This window comes from Arthrobacter sp. FW306-2-2C-D06B (genome assembly GCF_021789175.1).
Lineage (GTDB): Bacteria > Actinomycetota > Actinomycetes > Actinomycetales > Micrococcaceae > Arthrobacter.
This window is the reverse complement of record NZ_CP084560.1, coordinates 4414997-4432017: the sequence shown is the minus strand read 5'-3', so window position 1 is coordinate 4432017 and position 17021 is coordinate 4414997. Positions and strand designations below refer to the sequence as shown.

Annotated in this window: 15 protein-coding genes; 7 read left to right on the top strand and 8 right to left on the bottom strand. The window is 64.7% G+C overall.

Translation table 11 applies throughout. From position 1 onward, the window contains the following. Window positions 1–33: 33 nt before the first annotated feature. Complete coding sequence (locus tag LFT47_RS20695) at window positions 34–1275, bottom strand: integrase catalytic domain-containing protein (protein ID WP_236812481.1); 1242 nt, start codon at window positions 1273–1275, stop codon at window positions 34–36. 183 nt (window positions 1276–1458) lie between these two features. On the opposite strand from LFT47_RS20695, the gene LFT47_RS20690 reads away from it, so the two are divergent. The 3 genes from LFT47_RS20690 (at window position 1459) to LFT47_RS20680 (ending at window position 4144) form a co-directional block, all read left to right on the top strand. Continuing rightward, window positions 1459–2022, top strand: a complete 564-nt coding sequence (locus tag LFT47_RS20690; protein WP_236813708.1) for a hypothetical protein — start codon at window positions 1459–1461, stop codon at window positions 2020–2022. Window positions 2023–2071: 49 nt separating this feature from the next. Beyond that, on the top strand, window positions 2072–2842 hold the full coding sequence (locus LFT47_RS20685) for an IclR family transcriptional regulator (RefSeq protein ID WP_236813706.1): 771 nt from the start codon (window positions 2072–2074) through the stop codon (window positions 2840–2842). Window positions 2843–2956: 114 nt separating this feature from the next. After that, window positions 2957–4144 (top strand): 4-hydroxybenzoate 3-monooxygenase, encoded by a 1188-nt coding sequence (locus LFT47_RS20680; RefSeq protein WP_236813704.1) that lies wholly within the window; start codon window positions 2957–2959, stop codon window positions 4142–4144. 13 nt (window positions 4145–4157) lie between these two features. Here LFT47_RS20680 and LFT47_RS20675 read toward each other — a convergent pair whose 3' ends face one another. From LFT47_RS20675 to LFT47_RS20665, 3 genes are read right to left on the bottom strand one after another with little or no spacing between them, the layout of a single operon-like run. Next, the gene (locus tag LFT47_RS20675; RefSeq protein ID WP_236813702.1) at window positions 4158–5159 is read right to left on the bottom strand and encodes an aldose 1-epimerase family protein; all 1002 of its coding nucleotides are present in this window, start codon (window positions 5157–5159) and stop codon (window positions 4158–4160) included. Window positions 5160–5182: 23 nt separating this feature from the next. Next, a complete protein-coding gene (locus LFT47_RS20670) occupies window positions 5183–6388 on the bottom strand; it encodes an ROK family transcriptional regulator (protein WP_236813700.1) in 1206 nt (401 codons plus the stop codon). Window positions 6389–6398: 10 nt separating this feature from the next. After that, the gene (locus LFT47_RS20665; protein ID WP_442863482.1) at window positions 6399–7718 is read right to left on the bottom strand and encodes an FAD-binding protein; all 1320 of its coding nucleotides are present in this window, start codon (window positions 7716–7718) and stop codon (window positions 6399–6401) included. Between the two features lie 147 nt (window positions 7719–7865). On the opposite strand from LFT47_RS20665, the gene xylA reads away from it, so the two are divergent. The 4 genes from xylA to LFT47_RS20645 all read left to right on the top strand — a co-directional run bounded on the left by xylA (window position 7866) and on the right by LFT47_RS20645 (window position 12960). Beyond that, the gene (gene xylA, locus LFT47_RS20660; RefSeq protein ID WP_236813695.1) at window positions 7866–9056 is read left to right on the top strand and encodes a xylose isomerase; all 1191 of its coding nucleotides are present in this window, start codon (window positions 7866–7868) and stop codon (window positions 9054–9056) included. Between the two features lie 4 nt (window positions 9057–9060). After that, entirely contained in the window at window positions 9061–10563 is a 1503-nt protein-coding gene (gene xylB, locus LFT47_RS20655) for a xylulokinase (RefSeq protein WP_236813693.1), read from the top strand. Then, entirely contained in the window at window positions 10538–11623 is a 1086-nt protein-coding gene (locus tag LFT47_RS20650; RefSeq protein ID WP_336885423.1) for a Gfo/Idh/MocA family protein, read from the top strand. Before xylB ends, LFT47_RS20650 begins: the two co-directional genes overlap by 26 nt. A gap of 116 nt (window positions 11624–11739) precedes the next feature. Next, on the top strand, window positions 11740–12960 hold the full coding sequence (locus LFT47_RS20645) for an ROK family transcriptional regulator (protein ID WP_236813691.1): 1221 nt from the start codon (window positions 11740–11742) through the stop codon (window positions 12958–12960). On the opposite strand, the gene LFT47_RS20640 is transcribed toward LFT47_RS20645, so the two are convergent. Genes LFT47_RS20640 through LFT47_RS20625 form a run of 4 tightly spaced genes read right to left on the bottom strand, consistent with a single transcriptional unit; the run spans window position 12942 to window position 16997 of the window. Beyond that, on the bottom strand, window positions 12942–14063 hold the full coding sequence (locus LFT47_RS20640) for a Gfo/Idh/MocA family protein (protein ID WP_236813689.1): 1122 nt from the start codon (window positions 14061–14063) through the stop codon (window positions 12942–12944). The two genes, LFT47_RS20645 and LFT47_RS20640, sit on opposite strands and share 19 nt — an antisense overlap. Continuing rightward, the gene (locus tag LFT47_RS20635) at window positions 14048–14746 is read right to left on the bottom strand and encodes a ThuA domain-containing protein (protein ID WP_236813687.1); all 699 of its coding nucleotides are present in this window, start codon (window positions 14744–14746) and stop codon (window positions 14048–14050) included. Before LFT47_RS20635 ends, LFT47_RS20640 begins: the two co-directional genes overlap by 16 nt. A gap of 40 nt (window positions 14747–14786) precedes the next feature. Beyond that, window positions 14787–15791: a sugar phosphate isomerase/epimerase family protein gene (locus tag LFT47_RS20630; RefSeq protein WP_236813685.1), complete on the bottom strand. Its 1005-nt coding sequence runs from the start codon at window positions 15789–15791 to the stop codon at window positions 14787–14789. A gap of 12 nt (window positions 15792–15803) precedes the next feature. After that, window positions 15804–16997 (bottom strand): Gfo/Idh/MocA family protein, encoded by a 1194-nt coding sequence (locus LFT47_RS20625; RefSeq protein ID WP_236813683.1) that lies wholly within the window; start codon window positions 16995–16997, stop codon window positions 15804–15806. Between the last annotated feature and the right edge of the window lie 24 nt (window positions 16998–17021).

The following is a 17021-nucleotide window of genomic DNA, read 5'->3' as shown; positions in this document are numbered from 1 at the left end:
TGCGGGGCAACTAGCGGGGCCTGTTGCCTCACGTCAATACCTCCGGGAAGGTTGATTCGTTGCCTCATGTGAAAACCTCCGGCTGGTGTGGTTCCATCGTTCGTTCACAGCGGGTTTGATCGGTGCCGGTTGTTTGGCGGTGGCGATGGTTTCAAGCTGGCCGGTGAGGGCCAGTATCTGCCGTGAGAGCGCGGCCGGCCTGATCTTCTTGTATTGGGCGTTCATGCGGATCACGGGCATCCGTGCCACGGCGGGGTCTGCTACGGCGCGCCTGTGCGGGGTCGCCGCCCGGTCGTGGGTTTTGCTGACCTTGGCTCCGTGGCGGACCTTGGCGATGAGCTTTTGCTGGGGCAGCAGGTAGTTGGTGAAGATCCGGTCCAGCTCCCAGATCTCGTTGAGCAGCTCCAGTTCCGCGGCGGTGTCATAGCGCAGGTAGCCGACAAGCTCACGGACCCGGGACCAGTTCTTCTGTTCGACGTGGGCGCCGTCGTTCTTGTTGCTCGGGCGCGACCGGGTGAAGGTGATGCGGTGCTCGAGGCAGAACTCGAAGAGTTCGTTGTTGATGAACTCACTGCCGTTGTCCGAATCGATGCCGATGACGGGAAACGGGAAGACCGCCAGGACGTGCCGCAGGGCCGCGAAGACGTGCTTCTGTGCCTTGTTCGGCACGGACCGGTTCACCGTCCACCCGGTAGCGATATCGGTGACCGTGAGGGTGAAGCAGTACTGCCCGGACGCGGCGCCGCCCTCGTGGCCGACCAGATCGATCTCGACGAAACCCGGCACAGCGCTGTCCCACTGGGCCCAGGTGCGGATCGGGATCTGGGACTTCAGCAAAGATCCGGGCTTGGTATGGGACCGGCCATGCGGCAGGAGCTTCGCCCGCTGACCGGCCAGCCGGCGGTCAATGGTCGCCGCACTCATGCGGGCGAGCATCGCTGCCTGCCCGTCGGTAATGTCCAGGACCTTCTCTGCCCGCAGCATCGGCACGAGATCCGGCAGCATGGGGGCCAGCAGCTTGCCCGCAGGGCCCCGTAGCACCGCCCAGCACAGCACGAGACCGTCCTGCAGGTCGGCCCCATACACCGGGGCGCGTCCCGGCCTGACGGGCCGTGGCCGCGGCGGATCGAGCGCATGCCGCAAAACCGCCCGGGCATGGTCCCGGTGCCAGCCGGTCAGCTCGACAAGCTCATCCAGGATCCGCCCCTTCCTGGCCCGGTCACCGGCCCGGTAGGACTCGGCCAGGTGCTTCGTCACGGCTTTGCGTTCACCCATCGTCAATCCCATCCCTCAAGGATCTCCGCGGCCACCCTTCCCGGACCCTTTCCCATGAGGCAACGTATGCGGCTACGCGGAGGTTTTTTATGAGTCAACGCGCGGGGTGTACAACGAGGCGTCCAGAGGCTACGCTTTTTGAGGTTGAGCCGTCGGCCATAGACACCCTTCTTTGGAGTACCTATGGACCGCAGATTGCACGCCGTCGTAAAATTCGATGTTTCCACCGACGCAGTCGAAATCGACGTGCGGGGGAGCTTGAATCAAGATTCGAGGCCCGCGCTCGTTCACATCGTTCGCCGGATTCGGCGAATGGGCGTCACCTCCCACATCAGAGTGGGCTTTTCCCGCGCCTCGCTGGTGGAATCTCAAGCCCTGGCGGGACTCCGCAACGACCTCAACGCGATCGACGGCGGAACCACGGAAGTTGGCCTCGTCAGCGGATCCGGAGTTTCCCTGGAATTTACGGACAAGCGTGCCAGCTTCCCGCTCGGGGCCGCAACGGGATCGAAATCGATTGAGATCACCGGCGAATTCGGAGCCTCGATCGATGCGGCGGGATTCCAACCGCTGGACAAGTGCTCCGATGAAGAACTTCTTGCCGCCAGTGATTTCGCCTTTGGCCTGCTGGACCAGCCTGGCACGTCTGCCTCTCCGGTAGTGCTGGCGCACTACGACGCGATCGGCTTGGAGATCTCGCGGAGGGAACTCAAGGACGCCACGGCGGATCCCGCCGAACCGCAGTAAACTTGAGCCCACCATTCAATGGAATCCACAGGAAGGTGGGATGCGCTCCGTGGCCAACTCGGCATCCGGTGATTCCGTCGTGGATCGCATTGTCCGGATCATTGGAGCCTTCCCCGAAGGCTCCACATCCCTGCGGCTTTCCGAACTCGCTGGGACCACGGGCTTGCCACTCTCAAGCGCCCATCGCCTGGTCCGGCAGCTCGCCGATCACGGACTCCTTGAACTCGGCACTGGCGGAAATGTCCGTTTGGGCCTGCGGTTATGGGAGCTCGTCAATCGGAATTCACCCACCTTGGCCCTCCGGCAGGCCGCCCTGCCGTTCATGGAAGACATCCAGCAGGTCCTGAACCAGAACGTGAACCTTGCCGTGCTCGACGGCTGGGAGGCATTGTTCGTGGAGCGGCTGTCCCGCCGGGGATCCGTGGCCAACCGCGCCCGCATTGCCGGCCGCATGCCGGTTCACATCTCCTCGGCCGGGTTGGCGTTGATGGCTAGCCAACCACGGGAACTGCAGGCCGAGTACCTCAAACAGTTCAGCGACCCCGCGGGAAAGGTGACGGCCGACGTCGTCCGTCACCTGTTGGCCGAAACCGCCCAGCTAGGGTATGCGCAGCTCGCGGGCGTGGTGGATCCGGACACATGGGGCATCGCGGTGCCGGTCACGGACGGCAAACAGGGCACGGTGGCTGCGCTCGGCGTCGTGGTTCCTCTCGCTGAAATGCGCCTGCAGGCGTTGGTTCCCGCGCTGCAGACGGCTGCCCGCGGCATCGCTCGCCAGCTCGGGGAGCAGCGGAACAGCGGGCTCCTGCGAGACGCCTAAGCGTTTCCGTTCAACGGAATTCATATAACGCCGACCATGCGGTGGGGGTCACACTGATCAGCAGAACCCACCGCAGCCCTCCAGGCGCGGTTCCGCAATGAAGCGAGGCACACCATGGCACGTAAGATCATCACCACCCAAGTGGCCATCCTGGGCGCAGGCCCGGCCGGCCTCATGCTTTCCCACCTTTTGGCGAAATCGGGGATCGAATCCACCGTCGTCGAGGTCCGCAGCCATCAGCAGATCGCCGAAACTGTCCGTGCGGGCATCCTGGAGCACGGCTCCGTGAACCTGCTCGTGGAAAGCGGCGTTTCCGACCGCGTGCTGCGCGACGGCGACAGGCACGACGGGATCGAACTGCGCTTCAACGGTGAAAGCCACCGGATCGACTTCAAGGAGCTCGTCGGGGAATCGGTGTGGCTCTACCCGCAAACTGACGTCTTCCTCGACCTCGCCGCACGGCGTAAGGACGACGGCGGCGACGTCCGGTACAGCGTCACGGACACCTCCATCCATGACCTCGAAGGCAAACCGAAAGTCTGGTTCACCGACGTCGAGGGCCAGGAATTCGAGATCCAGGCGGACTACCTGGTAGGCGCCGATGGTTCCCGCAGCCACTGCCGTTTCCAGATCCCCGAGGCCAACCGCAAGTGGTACTTCCACGAATACCCGTTCGCCTGGTTCGGCATCCTCACGCAGGCTCCGCGGAGCTCAGATGAACTGATCTACGCCAATTCCGAGAGTGGCTTCGCCCTGATCAGCCAACGCACGGAGACGGTACAGCGCATGTACTTCCAGTGCGACCCCAAGGAAAACGTTGCCGATTGGGACGACGAGCGCATCTGGTCCGAATTCCGCAAACGCGTCAACGGAAACGGCTTTGAGCTCAAGGAGGGGCCGGTCCTCGAGAAGATGGTCCTGCCGTTCCGCAGCTTCGTCCACACCCCCATGCGCCACGGGAAGCTATTCCTCGCCGGCGACGCAGCCCACACCGTCCCGCCGACGGGCGCCAAAGGGCTGAACCTGGCTCTCCATGACGTCAAAGTGCTCTTCGAAGGCCTCGAGTCCTTCTACTCGAACGGCTCCAACGCGCTGCTCGAGTCCTACAGCAACCGTGCGCTGGAACGCGTCTGGAAGGCCCAGCACTTCTCCTACTGGATGACGTCCATGCTGCACACCGTTCCGGGCGCGGACGACTTCGGCCGGGCGCGCCAGCTCGGCGAACTCCATTCCGTAGTGTCCTCCCGGCACGCCCGGGCGTACTTGGCGGAGTCGTACACGGGGTGGCCGACGGGGAAGTAGCGTTCGCGGCTGGCTATTTGCGCGTCGTCAGGTACCGGATTCCCCAGCTGGCTTCCCAGACCTCCCCGGGTTCCAGCCAGCGCAGGCCTTCGCCACTGTTGAAGGCATCGGCGGGCGCCGTCATGGGTTCAACCGCGACGGCGGTCACCATGCCGCCGTCGGCTGCGAACTCCGTGGTGGTAAAGGCCTGGACGTAGCCGAAGGAGGCATCCATGAACATCTGGACTTGCCTGCCGTCCGGCGCTTCGAGAAAGTGCAGTGAGCTTCCATCGTCCTCGCGGCGGACGTCGCCCCAGGCGTCGTCGAGGTCAACGGCGCCCACCAGCTGCCCGGCACGGAAGTCGTTCCTGGTTCCGCTGACGTCCGTGGTGATTCCGCTCGGGTTCAGGCGTTCATCCACTTCGATGTGGGTATCAGCGTTGATGTAGAGCGTGAGTTCTTCCGTCGGCAGGCTGCCCAGTCTGAGGAAAGGATGCGCACCGAGCGCGACGGGCGCGGACCGGTGGCCCGGGTTTTCCAGTCGGTGCGTGACCAGCAGGCCGTCCTCCAGGAGTTGATAGCGGACCGACGTCGACAGCTCGAAGGGGTACCCCGGCTGCGGCGAGATGCCGGCGTCGAGCGTGATGCTGTCAACGGTGCGGGCGCCGACGCTGTACGGAGTGTGCTTCAGCAATCCGTGCAAGGCGTTGCCTTTGTCCGCTTCGGTGATATCCAGTTGTTGGGCGACGCCGTCGTAGCTCCACGCGCCGCCAGCCACGCGGTTTGGCCACGGGACCAGGACCCAGCCTGCGCACCATGGCGGTTGGGCATCGACGGGATAGTCCTGAACCAGCGCCACGCCGTCGACGTCGAGCTCCCGCAGGCTGGCGGCGATTTCCGTCACGACGGCGCGCTGGCTAACGCCGCCGATCATGGCTTTGAGTTCGAAGTGTTCGCCCATGGGCGCTGGTGCACGGTGACGCGGTTCCTGGTTCAGCGAGCGTTCCTGATTGAGCGAGCGAGCTTGATTCGGCATAGGTGACCTGACTGGGAGGGGGATTAGGAAGTGCGACCGGAGAAGGCGCCGGCGGGGTCCGCGAGGAAGAGCGCGAAGGCCAGTTCCGCCGCTCCGATCATCATCAGATCCGAGCCGAGGGCAGCCCTGTAGATCTTTACCTGGCCTGCCGGGCCGTCCATTGCCTGGGATCGGAGCAGGCTGTCCAGTGTCCCGGGAGACAAGGCGTGCATGACTCCAAGGAAGCCATCGAGGACGATCGCTTCCGGGTTGAAGGTGTTCACCGCATTTCGCAAGGCGATGCCGAGATATTCGAGCTGGCGCGCCACTTCGGCGCCCACTGCTTCGCTGCTGTTCGCCCGCAGCGCTTGTTCGAGTTGGCCCGCGTCGCCGCCACCAAGCCCGGCGAGTTCGAAAAGGGGTGACTGGGAGACTTCGGTTTCAAGGCAGCCCGTGGCACCGCAGTGGCAAGGTTTGCCGGACGAGCGGACAAACGTGTGTCCAAGTTCCCCGGCGTAGCCTGATGTTCCGCGAAGCAATTCCCCGTCAGCGATGATCCCCCCGCCGATGCCGCTGGCACCGCCGTTGAGGAAGATCAAGTTCTTCTGGCCCGCGCCAGCGCCGAAGAGGAGTTCGCCCTCAGCGCCGAGCGATGCGTCGTTGGCCGCGTGGCAGGGATATCCGGTGGCTTCGCTGAGCATTCGGGCTATGGGTTCATCGCGCCAGCCCAGATGCGGGGCGTGCCGGACCACGCCGTCGTCGCGGTTGACGAGCCCGGGCACCGCGATGCCCACGCCCATGACCCGGTACGAAGTGTCGAGTTCGGACCGCATTCCGGCGATCACTGCGGCTGCGATGTTCACGGCCTCTTTGGCCGTGGGTATCCGCTCCGTGTCGAAACGGATCTTCTTCTGGACCTTCCCCCCAAGGCCGACAAGGCCGATGGTGACGGCATCGATCTCGGGGTTGACCGCCAGGGCGGCGATGGAGGGCCGCGGATGGACGATCGGGCTGGGCCTGCCCACCTGGGCTTCACCGGAAGGCGCCGTCTCGTAGACCACTTCCAAGTTCACAAGTTGCCCTATGAGCGTCCCTACCGTGGACCGGTTCAGGCCGGTCCGCTTGGTCAGCTGGGCGCGGCTGAGACCACCGTTGTGATGGACAAGGGAGGTCAGCAGCGCCAAGTTGTTTCGCCGCGACGGATCGGGCTCGCTGACGGTGACGGGATTCGGGGTGGGGGAGGGCATCATCGCGACAATATCAGCTCCCAAACACCGTGCGGTCCAGGAAGTCGTTGCGGAACTTTCCGGAAGGGTCCAGCCGCTCGGCCAGGGCGATGAAGTCGCCGAAGCGAGGGTACAAAGGCGCGACGGCGGCAGCACCGGCGTCGAACAGCTTGCCCCAGTGCGGCCTCGCCGCGAACGGAGCCAATTCCGCCTCAAGCAGCGGCAGGATGGCTTCGACCGCCGGCTGGTCCTGGCGCCAGGTGAAGTGCAAGCCGATGCCGTCGCGGCCGTAGTTGGCGCTCAGCCAGAGCTGGTCGGCAGCCACCGTGCGGATTTCGCCAATCAGCAGCAGCGGAGTCACGACGTCGGAGAGCCTGCGCATGGTGCGGAGGGCGTCCACGGCGTGTTCACGGGGGATGAGGTACTCGCTCTGCAGCTCGTCGCCCTGGCTCGGAGTGAATTCCATCCTGAAATGGGCCAGCCGGTCGGACCACGGCCCGGCAACGCCGAGTTGCTGGGTGCAGTTGCTGCCTGACACGCCGGGGAGGGGGTGCCGGGCGTCCGTTGCGGGGGTGCCGCCGAAGAATTCCGGCGTTTCCGTCGCGGGATCGCCGCTGCGCCGCTTGAGCCACGCCTGGCCCACCGTCTCTCCGCTCCAGTCGGTGAAGAGGCTGACGCTATACGCAGAGGAGGTTATCCGGTCGAAGTTTTCCAGGACGAGATCCCAGTTGAGGTTTTCGAAGACGCTCTGGGCGACGTCGAAGCTTGGCTGGATGTCCAGGGTCAGTTTGGTGACGATGCCGAGTGCGCCGAGTCCCACCACCATGCCCTCGAAATCCTCGTCGCCGCGGCGCACGCTGAGAATGCTGCCGTCCGCAGTGACCAATTCAAGGCCCGCGACGGCGGTGGCCAGGTTGCCGTTGGCGTCCCCGGATCCGTGCGTGGCGGTGGCGACAGCTCCCGCCACCGAAATGTGGGGGAGCGATGCGAGGTTGTGAAGGGCGAAGCCCTGGCGATGGAGTTCCGCCGCGAGCGTTCCGTAACGCGTGCCACCGCTCACCGTGACGGTCATGTTCGCCGCGTCCACGCTGATGGCCGGATCAAGGCGGTCCAGCACCACGAGTGTGCCGGCCGTGTCCGCGATGGAGTTGAAGGAATGGCGGGACCCGAGCGCGCGGATCTTCCTGGCGCCTGCCACGAGCCCTTGGAGCTCCTCCACGCTGGCGGGATGGGCGAGCTGCGGTGCCTGGTAGCTGTAGTTTCCTGCCCAGTTGCGTTCCGCCACCAGCTGATCAGTCACGGTTGATCCTTCGTTCGAGTGCCTCGCGGCCTTATTTGATGTCCACAACAACATAACGGTTGGATTGCCGCGGCGCCAGATCTTTCGGGTATTTTTCATTACTGGAATGAAGAATTTTATTGACTCCACGTGGTTGACATCACAGATATTCGTAATATGTTGGATAGCGAAACAAATCCATCAAGCCACCCGGAGCACTCAATGACGATTCAGCCCACCCGTGAAGACAAGTTCTCGTTCGGCCTTTGGACCGTGGGATGGGAGGCACAGGACCAATTCGGTTCGGCCACCCGCCCGCCGCTGGACACCGTGGAAGCCATCAACCGGCTCAGCGACCTTGGCGCCTACGGCATCACTTTCCACGACAACGACCTGTTCCCCTTCGGTTGCTCAGCCGCCGATCGCCAGCGCGAAATCGACCGTCTGCAAGGGGCCCTCAAGGCCACGGGGATGATCGTTCCCATGGTCACCACCAACCTGTTCAGCCACCCCGTCTTCAAGGACGGCGGTTTCACGAGCAACGATCGCGGCGTCCGCCGCTTCGCCCTGCGTAAGGTGCTGGACAACATCGATCTCGCCGCTGAACTCGGCGCCGAAACCTTCGTCATGTGGGGCGGCCGTGAAGGCAGCGAATACGACGCCGCCAAGGACATCCGCGGCGCGCTGGAGCGCTACCGCGAAGCCGTGAACTTGTTGGGCGACTACGTCACGGACAAGGGCTACAACATCCGCTTCGCCATCGAACCGAAGCCCAACGAACCCCGCGGCGACATCCTGCTCCCCACCCTGGGCCACGCACTGGCCTTCATCGAAACGCTCGAGCGCCCGGAGCTCGTGGGAATCAACCCCGAAACCGGCCATGAGCAGATGGCCGGGCTGAACTTTACGCATGGCATCGCCCAGGCTTTGTACCAGGGCAAGCTCTTCCACATCGACCTCAACGGCCAGCGCAGCATCAAGTTCGACCAGGACCTGGTATTCGGCCACGGCGACCTGCAGAACGCGTTCTCCCTGGTGGACCTGCTCGAAAACGGCGGCCCCGACGGCGGCCCCTCCTACCAGGGCCCGCGCCACTTCGACTACAAGCCCAGCCGCACCGAGGACATTGACGGCGTGTGGGACTCTGCGGCTGCGAACATGCAGACCTACCTGCTGCTCAAGGAGCGCGCCAAGGCATTCCGCGCCGACCCCGAGGTCCAGGAAGCCCTCCAGGCGTCCCGCGTGGCAGAAATCAACGAACCCACCCTGAACCCGGGCGAAGGCTACGATCAGTTGCGTGCGGACAAGTCCGCCTACGAGGACTTCGACGCCGATGCCTACTTCGGCGGTAAGGGCTTCGGATTCGTGAAGCTCCAGCAGCTCTTCATCGAGCACCTCCTCGGAGCGCGCTGACCTCATGACACTGGTTGCCGGGGTTGATTCCTCTACTCAAAGCTGCAAAGTGGTGGTCCTGGACGCTGAAAGCGGAGCCCTCGTCCGCGAAGGCCGGGCGGGCCACCCGGAGGGAACGGAAGTCCATCCGGACGAGTGGTGGCGGGCGCTGTCCGAAGCGTTCGACGACGCCGTCGGCCTCGCCGATGTCAGCGCGCTGTCCGTAGCGGGCCAGCAGCACGGCATGGTGCTGTTGGACCGGGACGGCAATGTGGTGCGGCCGGCCTTGCTGTGGAATGACACACGCTCGGCCGGCTCCGCGGAAGACCTCACCGCAGAAGTAGGGGCGGAGGACTTCGCCCGGCGGACCGGGCTGGTACCAGTGGCTTCGTTCACGATCACGAAGATCCGCTGGATCAGGGATCACGAACCCGAAAGCATCGCGAGGGTGGCCGCCGTCGCGCTCCCGCACGACTGGCTCACGTGGCGTCTTCGCGGGTACGGACCGGCCGGCTCCAGTCCGCTGGGGCCGGACCTGGACCAGCTCACCACTGACCGTTCGGATGCGAGCGGCACCGGCTACTGGAGCCCGCTGACCGGACGCTACGATCTGGACTTGTTCAAACTGGCGTTCGGCCAGGACGCCCGGGAAGCCTCGGGCGGGTCAGCGACGGCGGCGCCCGGCGTCGTCGTTCTTCCCCGCGTGCTGGGCCCCGGCGAAACCGCAGGCCGGGTGCACCCGGCATGTTTCGGCGGCACCGGCGCTAGCGAATCGTTAGGGAGCGGAATCCTGCTCGGTGTCGGGGCGGGGGACAATGCCGCCGCCGCGCTTGGGCTCGGAGCCAGACCCGGCGACGTCGTGGTGTCCGTGGGTACCAGCGGCACCGTGTTCGCCGTGGACTCTTCCCCGGGGAACGATGCGAGCGGGACCGTGGCGGGCTTCGCGGATGCGAGCGGGGAGTACCTGCCGATCGCCGTGACGCTGAATGCCGCCCGTGTGCTCAGTTCGGTTGCCGCAGTGCTCGACGTCGACTTCGCCGAGCTTTCCCGGCTCGCCCTCGAAGCCGAACCCGGTGCGGGAGGTGTGGTGCTGGTGCCGTATTTCGAAGGGGAACGGACACCCAACCTGCCTCATGCGAAGGCCAGTTTCCACGGCCTCAGCATTGCTTCGACCACCCGGCCGAATATCGCCCGGGCGGCCATCGAAGGCATGCTGTGCGGACTCGCTGGGGGCCTGGATGCCCTGCGTGACCAGGGCGGCCGTGCGGAGCGATTGCTCCTGATCGGCGGTGCCGTGCAGAACCCTGCTGTCCAACGGATCGCGGCCCAGGTGTTCGACCTGCCGGTGGTGGTTCCGAGCCCCGGTGAATACGTGGCCCGCGGCGCTGCGGTGCAGGCGGAATGGGCGCTCGCAGGGCACCGCCCGGACTGGCCCGTGGCCGTGGATGCAACGCCTGAGCCGGATTTCCGCGCTTTGATCGGCCAGAACTACAGGAAGGTCAGTGCCAGCGTTGACACCGGCAACTGAACCGCTGCTCGTCCGGACTCCGCTTGTTGATTCCCTGAATCAGGACCCAGTGCCTGCCTCGGGCAATCCCGTCCGGTGGGGAGTCATTTCCACCGGACGGATCGCTTCCACCGTTGTCGGAGACCTCGCGCTCCTGCCCGACGCCGTGCTGCAGTCCGTCAGTTCCCGGACCCAGGAAAATGCGGAGGCGTTTGCCTTGGAGCATGGCTTCCGGAGCGCTTACGGTGACGACGACGGCCTCCAGGGTTACCAGCGCCTGCTCCACGACTCTGAGGTAGACGTTGTTTACGTGGCAACGCCGCACACGAGCCACTATGTGGTGGCGAAAGCGGCCCTCGACGCCGGGAAACACGTGTTGTGCGAGAAACCGATGACTATCAACGCCCGCGAAGCAGCAGATCTGGTCAGCCTGGCCCAGGAGAAAAGCCTGTTCTTGATGGAAGCCGTATGGACTCGGTTCCTGCCCAGCGTGCAACGGGCGGCCGAAATCATCGCATCCGGAGAACTCGGCGAGATCCGGTGGTTGCAGGCAGACCTTGGATTTCCAGCGCCGTATCATCCGGAGTCCCGGTTGTGGAGACGCGACGACGGGGGAGGCGCCCTGATGGACGTTGGGGTGTATCCCCTGACCTGGGCGCTGATCAGCCTCGGTCACCCGCAGTCGATCACGGCCACGGCACATCTCACGGATGGCGGAGTGGATTCCGAGACTGCACTGACGCTGTCTTATTCCTCCGGTGCACAGGTCCAGGCCATGACGTCGTTGACTTCGGCGACCCCACAAACGGCCACAGTGTGCGGCACGAAGGGCATGCTGCGCTGCAACGCCCCGCTGTTCAATCCAAGCGAGCTGACCATTGTCTCCAGCTCCGGCGAGCAACGGGTGGAAAAATTCACCCCGGCCGGCCATGGCTACACATACCAGCTGCGCGAAGTAGTCCGCTGCCTGCAGCAGGGCCTTCTCGAGAGCCCCACCATGCCATTGGCAGATACCCTGGCCACCATGTCCCTGCTGGATGAAGCACGCAGTCAAGCGGGAATCAGGTACCCTGCGGACTAGGGGCGGAGCCCCCGGCGGCATCGCCAGGCCGCACGGCACGGTCCAAATGGCCTTGAACCGCGGATCCCTGATTGATGATGTAAGTCACGCAGTCAAGACAGGATCCCGGAGGAAACATGTCCGCTACGCCGTCGCCCGGGAGGGTGGGTGATGTCCGCAGGCAGAATCTGGCACTTGTGCTCGCCGGGATCCAGAGGAATGGTGGGGCCACCCGTGCCCAGCTTGCCGCGGAAAGCGGTCTGACGAAAGCGTCCGTTTCGAGCATCGTCACCGACTTGCTCGAATCCGGCCTGGTGCGGGAAACAAGTGTCACCCGCGACGGCGAACGCGGGCGGCCGGGAACCGGCCTTGTCCTCAATCCGGCCCGCGGTGCCTTGGCCGCGGAAATCAATGTGGACTACCTCGCGGTGGGAGTCCTTGATTTCACCGGGGAACTGACCTTCCACGAAACCGTTGAACGGCATAACCGCGGGAGCTTGCCCTCCGACATCCTGCCGCTCCTTGTCACCATGGCGCAGCGGGCGGCAACAGAGGCGGCGCGCAACGGCGTCGAACTTCTTGGTGGGGAATTGACCGTGCCCGGATTGGTGGATATGGAACGGAACGTGGTGCTGGGGGCGCCGAACCTGGGCTGGGCCGACGTCGAGCTCTCCGAAGAGCTGCCCATGCTCCTGCCCGAAGCCCCCTTCGGAATCTCCCTCTCGAATGAGGCCAATAGCGCAGCGCTCGCGGAACTCTGGTTTGGCCACGGCGCAGATCACGCCACAAGCGCCCGCTTCCGGTTCCGGGACTTCCTGTACATTTCCGGCGAAATCGGCGTTGGCGGCGGGCTGATCATCGATTCCCAGCTGTTCGCCGGCCCGCAAGGCCATGCCGGTGAGATCGGGCATGTGGTGGTGCATCCCGACGGCCCCCTGTGCGCTTGCGGCGGCCACGGTTGCCTTGAGACGTTCGCAGGCCAAGAGGCCATATATTCCGCAGCAGGAATCGATCAGGATGTGACGTCCCAGCAGATGGACCAGCTGCTGAGCCGCATTTCCGGCGGCGATGGGAGCGCCGTGTCAGCGGTGGAACAGGCCGGGCACTACCTCGGAATCGCGGTCGCCTCCACAGCGCGCGTGGCGAACGTTTCCGCCGTCGTGCTCGGCGGTCATTTCGCCGTACTGGAGGAATGGATCGCTCCCGCACTGCACCGGAGCCTGGATCACCATGCACCGGGATTGATCCCGGAAGGAAACCTGGCGTTCTCCGGACTGGGACAGACGGGGGCCCTCAGGGGCGCAGCGGCAACCTCAGTCCGGAGAATATTGGGCCAGGCCTACGAGCTGATTCCTTGAACCTCCGCGAGCGGGGCCGCCAAGGCTGTCAGCTCCACGAGTTCCGGCCGGGCAACCGTGCTTTCGATCGACACCGCTGAGCCGCTGTGGGCAGATGCCAGCACGGATTCCATGACCTCCAGCGCGTGGAACGCCAGTTGGCCGCCAGCACGTGGTTCGGCCCCGGCCGGGGTTGCGGCGAGGTCGGCGATGCCGAAGCCCCGGCCTGAATCGACGTAGCCGGCAGAGACCGGAAGCGTCTGCCAGGAGTCGGCACCGAGCGTGAAGAGCTCAACGTCGCCGTCGAAGTGGTTCGGGTCGGGAACCACCAGGGACCCTGCCGCACCGTGGATCTCGATGTTGGGCGACTTGGTTTTTACCGCGTCAAAGCTCATCACTAGCGTGGACAAGGCGCCGGAGGCATGGACCAGGACGCCGGTCACGTGCGAATCGATGGTCACCGGAATCACCTCGCCCTCGCGCGGGCCCGAACCAATGGTGCGCGAGTTCCGTGTGTGGCTTGCGGCTCCAATGACCGAGACCACCGGACCCAGCAACGTCACCAGGGCGCTCACGTAATAGGGGCCCATGTCCAGCAGGGGTCCGCCGCCGGGCTGGTAGTAGAAGTCCGGGTTGGGATGCCAGCGCTCGTGTCCCGGGGTCACCATGGTCGCCGTGGCCGAGATCGGCGCGCCGATCAGGCCGTCATCGATTGCCTTGCGGGCTGTCTGGATACCGGTACCGAGCACCGTGTCCGGGGCGCAGCCGACAACGACGCCGGCCTCCCTCGCCGCGTCGAGCACTTGCCGTGCTTCGGCGGTCGTCGCGGCGAGCGGCTTTTCTCCATACACGCTCTTGCCGGCGGCGATCGCCCTCAAAGCGATCGGCGCATGCGCGGCCGGAATGGTGAGGTTCAGGACGAGCTCGACGTCGTCCGCCGCCAGGAGCTCGTCGACGGTGACTGCGCGGACGCCGTCGTAAGAATCCGCGACCGCCTGAGCGCGCGCGGGATCGAGATCCGCCACGGCCACCAGGTCGATGGCCTCCAGCCGGCGGAAGTTTGTGAGGTACTGGGCGATGATGGCGCCGCAGCCAATGATTCCTACTCTTAACGGCTTGCCCAAAGCATGCCCCTTTCGATGATCGTGCGGACGTTGCTGTCCTGGAGGATTTCCACTCGGTGTCCGGGGGTGCACACGAAGATCCGCCCCTTTCCCCACTGCCTGGTCCAGATGGCGGGTGAGGTGACTTCCCGGTTCCACTGGTCCCATTCGCGGACCTTCTGGGTGGTGGTGGCAAGGACGTCGATGTAGTCGTCCGAGAGGACCCAGTACTGCTCGGTGACCAGCTCGAAGTCGCTGATGCCCTGCGTGATGGGATGGCTCGCGGCAGCTTGGAGCATGTTCACCGTGTACGGCACGTAGTTGTCCGACTGCTCGCCGATGCGTTCGTCCGGATGTTTGCCGGGATGGCAGGCGAACTGGCCGCCGATCATATGCAGATAGTCCGAGTTGTTCCGGTACGAATCGGCGATGCCACCGTGCCAGCCCGCGAGCCCGGTGCCGTTTTCGACGGCGGTGCGGAGGCCCTCGAATTCGTCCTTCTCGATGGTGGACATCGTTACGCATTGCACGATCAAGTCCACGCCGGACATATATGCCGAATCGGCATATATCTTGGGAGATTCCTCCACCCGAACGTCATAGCCGTTGTCCTTGAGGAATGGGATAAAGAGCTCTGTGGCCTCGAATGGCTGATGGCCATCCCAGCCGCCACGGACCACCAGGGCGGTCTTCTTGTCAGTCATGGTTTCCTTTGCTTAGAAATTGGCCGGATAAAACGAACGGTCAGCGGCTTGAGAATGCTGCGTCGAAAGCGGCGATCGGCGGGGCGATGGCGGCGAGTTCCCGAACCATGGCCAAGGATTGCGGCGCTCCCACGAGCCGGTCCATGCCCGCGTCTTCCCACTCGACGCTGGTAGGCCCGTCGTAGCCGATGGCGTTGAGGGTCCGGAAGATCGGCTCCCACTTCACGTCCCCATGGCCTGCGGTGACGAAGTCCCAGCCCCGCCGCGGATCCGCCCATGGCAAGTGGGATCCGAGCCGGCCATTGCGTCCATTGAGCTGGCGGATGGATTCCTTGACGTGCATATGGAAGATCTTCGGTGCGAAATCCTGGAGGAACATCACCGGATCCAGGTCCTGCCAGATGAAGTGGGACGGATCGAAGTTCAGCCCGAAGCTCTCGCGATGGCCGACAGCTTCCAGGGCGCGCTTTGCGGTCCAGTAGTCGTAGGCGATCTCGGAGGGGTGGACTTCCAAGGCGAAGCGGACTCCCACCTCGTCGAACACGTCGAGGATCGGGTTCCAGCGGTCCGCGAAATCCTGGTAGCCACGTTCGATCATCGCCTCCGAGGCGGGCGGGAACATGGCCACTGCTTTCCAGATGGAGGAGCCCGTGAACCCGGTGACGGTCTTGACGCCGAGGCGTGCCGCCGCCCGTGCCGTCACCTTCATGGCCTCCGCAGCGCGTTGACGCACCCCTTCGGGATCACCATTGCCCCAGACTTCATCGGACAGGATGTCCCGGTGGCGCTCATCGATGGGGTCGTCACACACCGCTTGGCCGCTGAGGTGGTTGGCGATCGCGAAGACCTTAAGGCCGTTCTTTTCGAGGATATCGAGGCGTTCCTGTACGTAGCCGTCGTCGACGGAAGCACGGTAGGGGTCGAGGTGGTCGCCCCAGCAGGCGATTTCCAGCCCGTCGAAACCCCATTCGCCCGCGAGCCGGGCGACCTCTTCGAAGGGAAGATCGGCCCATTGGCCGGTGAATAGTGTGATGGGTCTTTTCATCGCGGTTCCCTCCTAGACTTTCTGCCAGCGGCTGGACTCTGCGGCGCTGCCTTCCACGGCGGCCAGCACCTTTTGCACTTGCAAAGCGTCAGCGAACGACGGCGAGGGCTGCTTGCCTGCGCCGATCGCGGTCACGAGGTCCACTACTTGGTGCGTGAAGCCGTGTTCGTATCCGAGGCCATGCCCGGTGGGCCACCAGTTGCCGGCGTAGGGGTGCTCGGGCTCGGTGACGAAGATCCGGCGGAACCCGGCGTCGGGGGATTCGGCGGCGTCGTAGAAGGACAAGACGTTCATCTCTTCGAAGTCGAACGCGAGGGATGCCTTCGTCCCGTTGACTTCCAGTCGCATGGCGTTCTTCCGTCCGAGCGCGAAACGCGTGGCCTCGAAGACCCCGACGGCGCCCGCTGAAGTAGCGCCGCCGTCGAACCTTGCCGTGAAAATGGCGGCGTCATCGACGGTGACCGTGCCGCGTGGCGCATCCGCGCCGACGTCGCCGTGGCCGCCGAGGCCCACGAGATCACCGGCCAACGGCCGCTCGTGGACGAAAGTTTCCAGGAGCGCGGAAACGCCCGTGATCTGCTGCCCGGTGACCCACTGCGCTGCGTCGATGCTGTGCGCTCCGATGTCGCCCAGGGAGCCCGATCCGGACTTGGATTTGTCCAGTCGCCACGTCATGGGCGCATTTTCGTCGCTGAGCCAATCCTGCAGGTACTGCGCCCGCACGTGCCGGATCTTTCCCAGGCGGCCCTCTTCGACCATCCGCTTGGCGAGGGCCAACGCGGGGGTGCGGCGGTAGCTGAACCCGCACATGGAGAACACGCCACGAAGAGCTGCGGCCTGGGCGGCTTCGGTCATGCGCTCTGCCTCCGCCACCGAATTGGCGAGGGGCTTTTCGCACAGCACGTGTTTTCCGGCTTCGAGGGCCGCGATTGCGATCTCGGCGTGCGTGTTGCCCGGGGTGCAGATGTCGATGAGGTCGATGTCGTCCCGTTCGAGAAGCCGGCGCCAATCAGTCTCCACCGATCCCCAGCCGAGCTTGCCCGCGGCGGCGCGGACGCCGTCGTCGTTCCGGCCGCAAAGCGCGGTGAGCTGGGGGTCCAGCGGGAGATCGAAGAACCGCGGCGCTGTCCGCCAGGCGTGGGAGTGGGCGGCACCCATGAACGCGTAGCCGACCATGCCGACGCGCAAGGGCTTTGCGGGGGTCATTGTGTTCCTTTCGTGAAATTCAGA

Bases quoted from the DNA above. Each gene is read 5' to 3' on its own strand.
- LFT47_RS20695 (WP_236812481.1), bottom strand. From the start codon at position 1,275: ATGGGTGAACGCAAAGCCGTGACGAAGCACCTGGCCGAGTCCTACCGG.
- LFT47_RS20690 (WP_236813708.1), top strand. From the start codon at position 1,459: ATGGACCGCAGATTGCACGCCGTCGTAAAATTCGATGTTTCCACCGAC.
- LFT47_RS20680 (WP_236813704.1), top strand. From the start codon at position 2,957: ATGGCACGTAAGATCATCACCACCCAAGTGGCCATCCTGGGCGCAGGC.
- LFT47_RS20675 (WP_236813702.1), bottom strand. From the start codon at position 5,159: ATGCCGAATCAAGCTCGCTCGCTCAATCAGGAACGCTCGCTGAACCAG.
- LFT47_RS20670 (WP_236813700.1), bottom strand. From the start codon at position 6,388: ATGATGCCCTCCCCCACCCCGAATCCCGTCACCGTCAGCGAGCCCGAT.
- LFT47_RS20665 (WP_442863482.1), bottom strand. From the start codon at position 7,718: ATGTTGTTGTGGACATCAAATAAGGCCGCGAGGCACTCGAACGAAGGA.
- xylA (WP_236813695.1), top strand. From the start codon at position 7,866: ATGACGATTCAGCCCACCCGTGAAGACAAGTTCTCGTTCGGCCTTTGG.
- xylB (WP_236813693.1), top strand. From the start codon at position 9,061: ATGACACTGGTTGCCGGGGTTGATTCCTCTACTCAAAGCTGCAAAGTG.
- LFT47_RS20645 (WP_236813691.1), top strand. From the start codon at position 11,740: ATGTCCGCTACGCCGTCGCCCGGGAGGGTGGGTGATGTCCGCAGGCAG.
- LFT47_RS20635 (WP_236813687.1), bottom strand. From the start codon at position 14,746: ATGACTGACAAGAAGACCGCCCTGGTGGTCCGTGGCGGCTGGGATGGC.
- LFT47_RS20630 (WP_236813685.1), bottom strand. From the start codon at position 15,791: ATGAAAAGACCCATCACACTATTCACCGGCCAATGGGCCGATCTTCCC.
- LFT47_RS20625 (WP_236813683.1), bottom strand. From the start codon at position 16,997: ATGACCCCCGCAAAGCCCTTGCGCGTCGGCATGGTCGGCTACGCGTTC.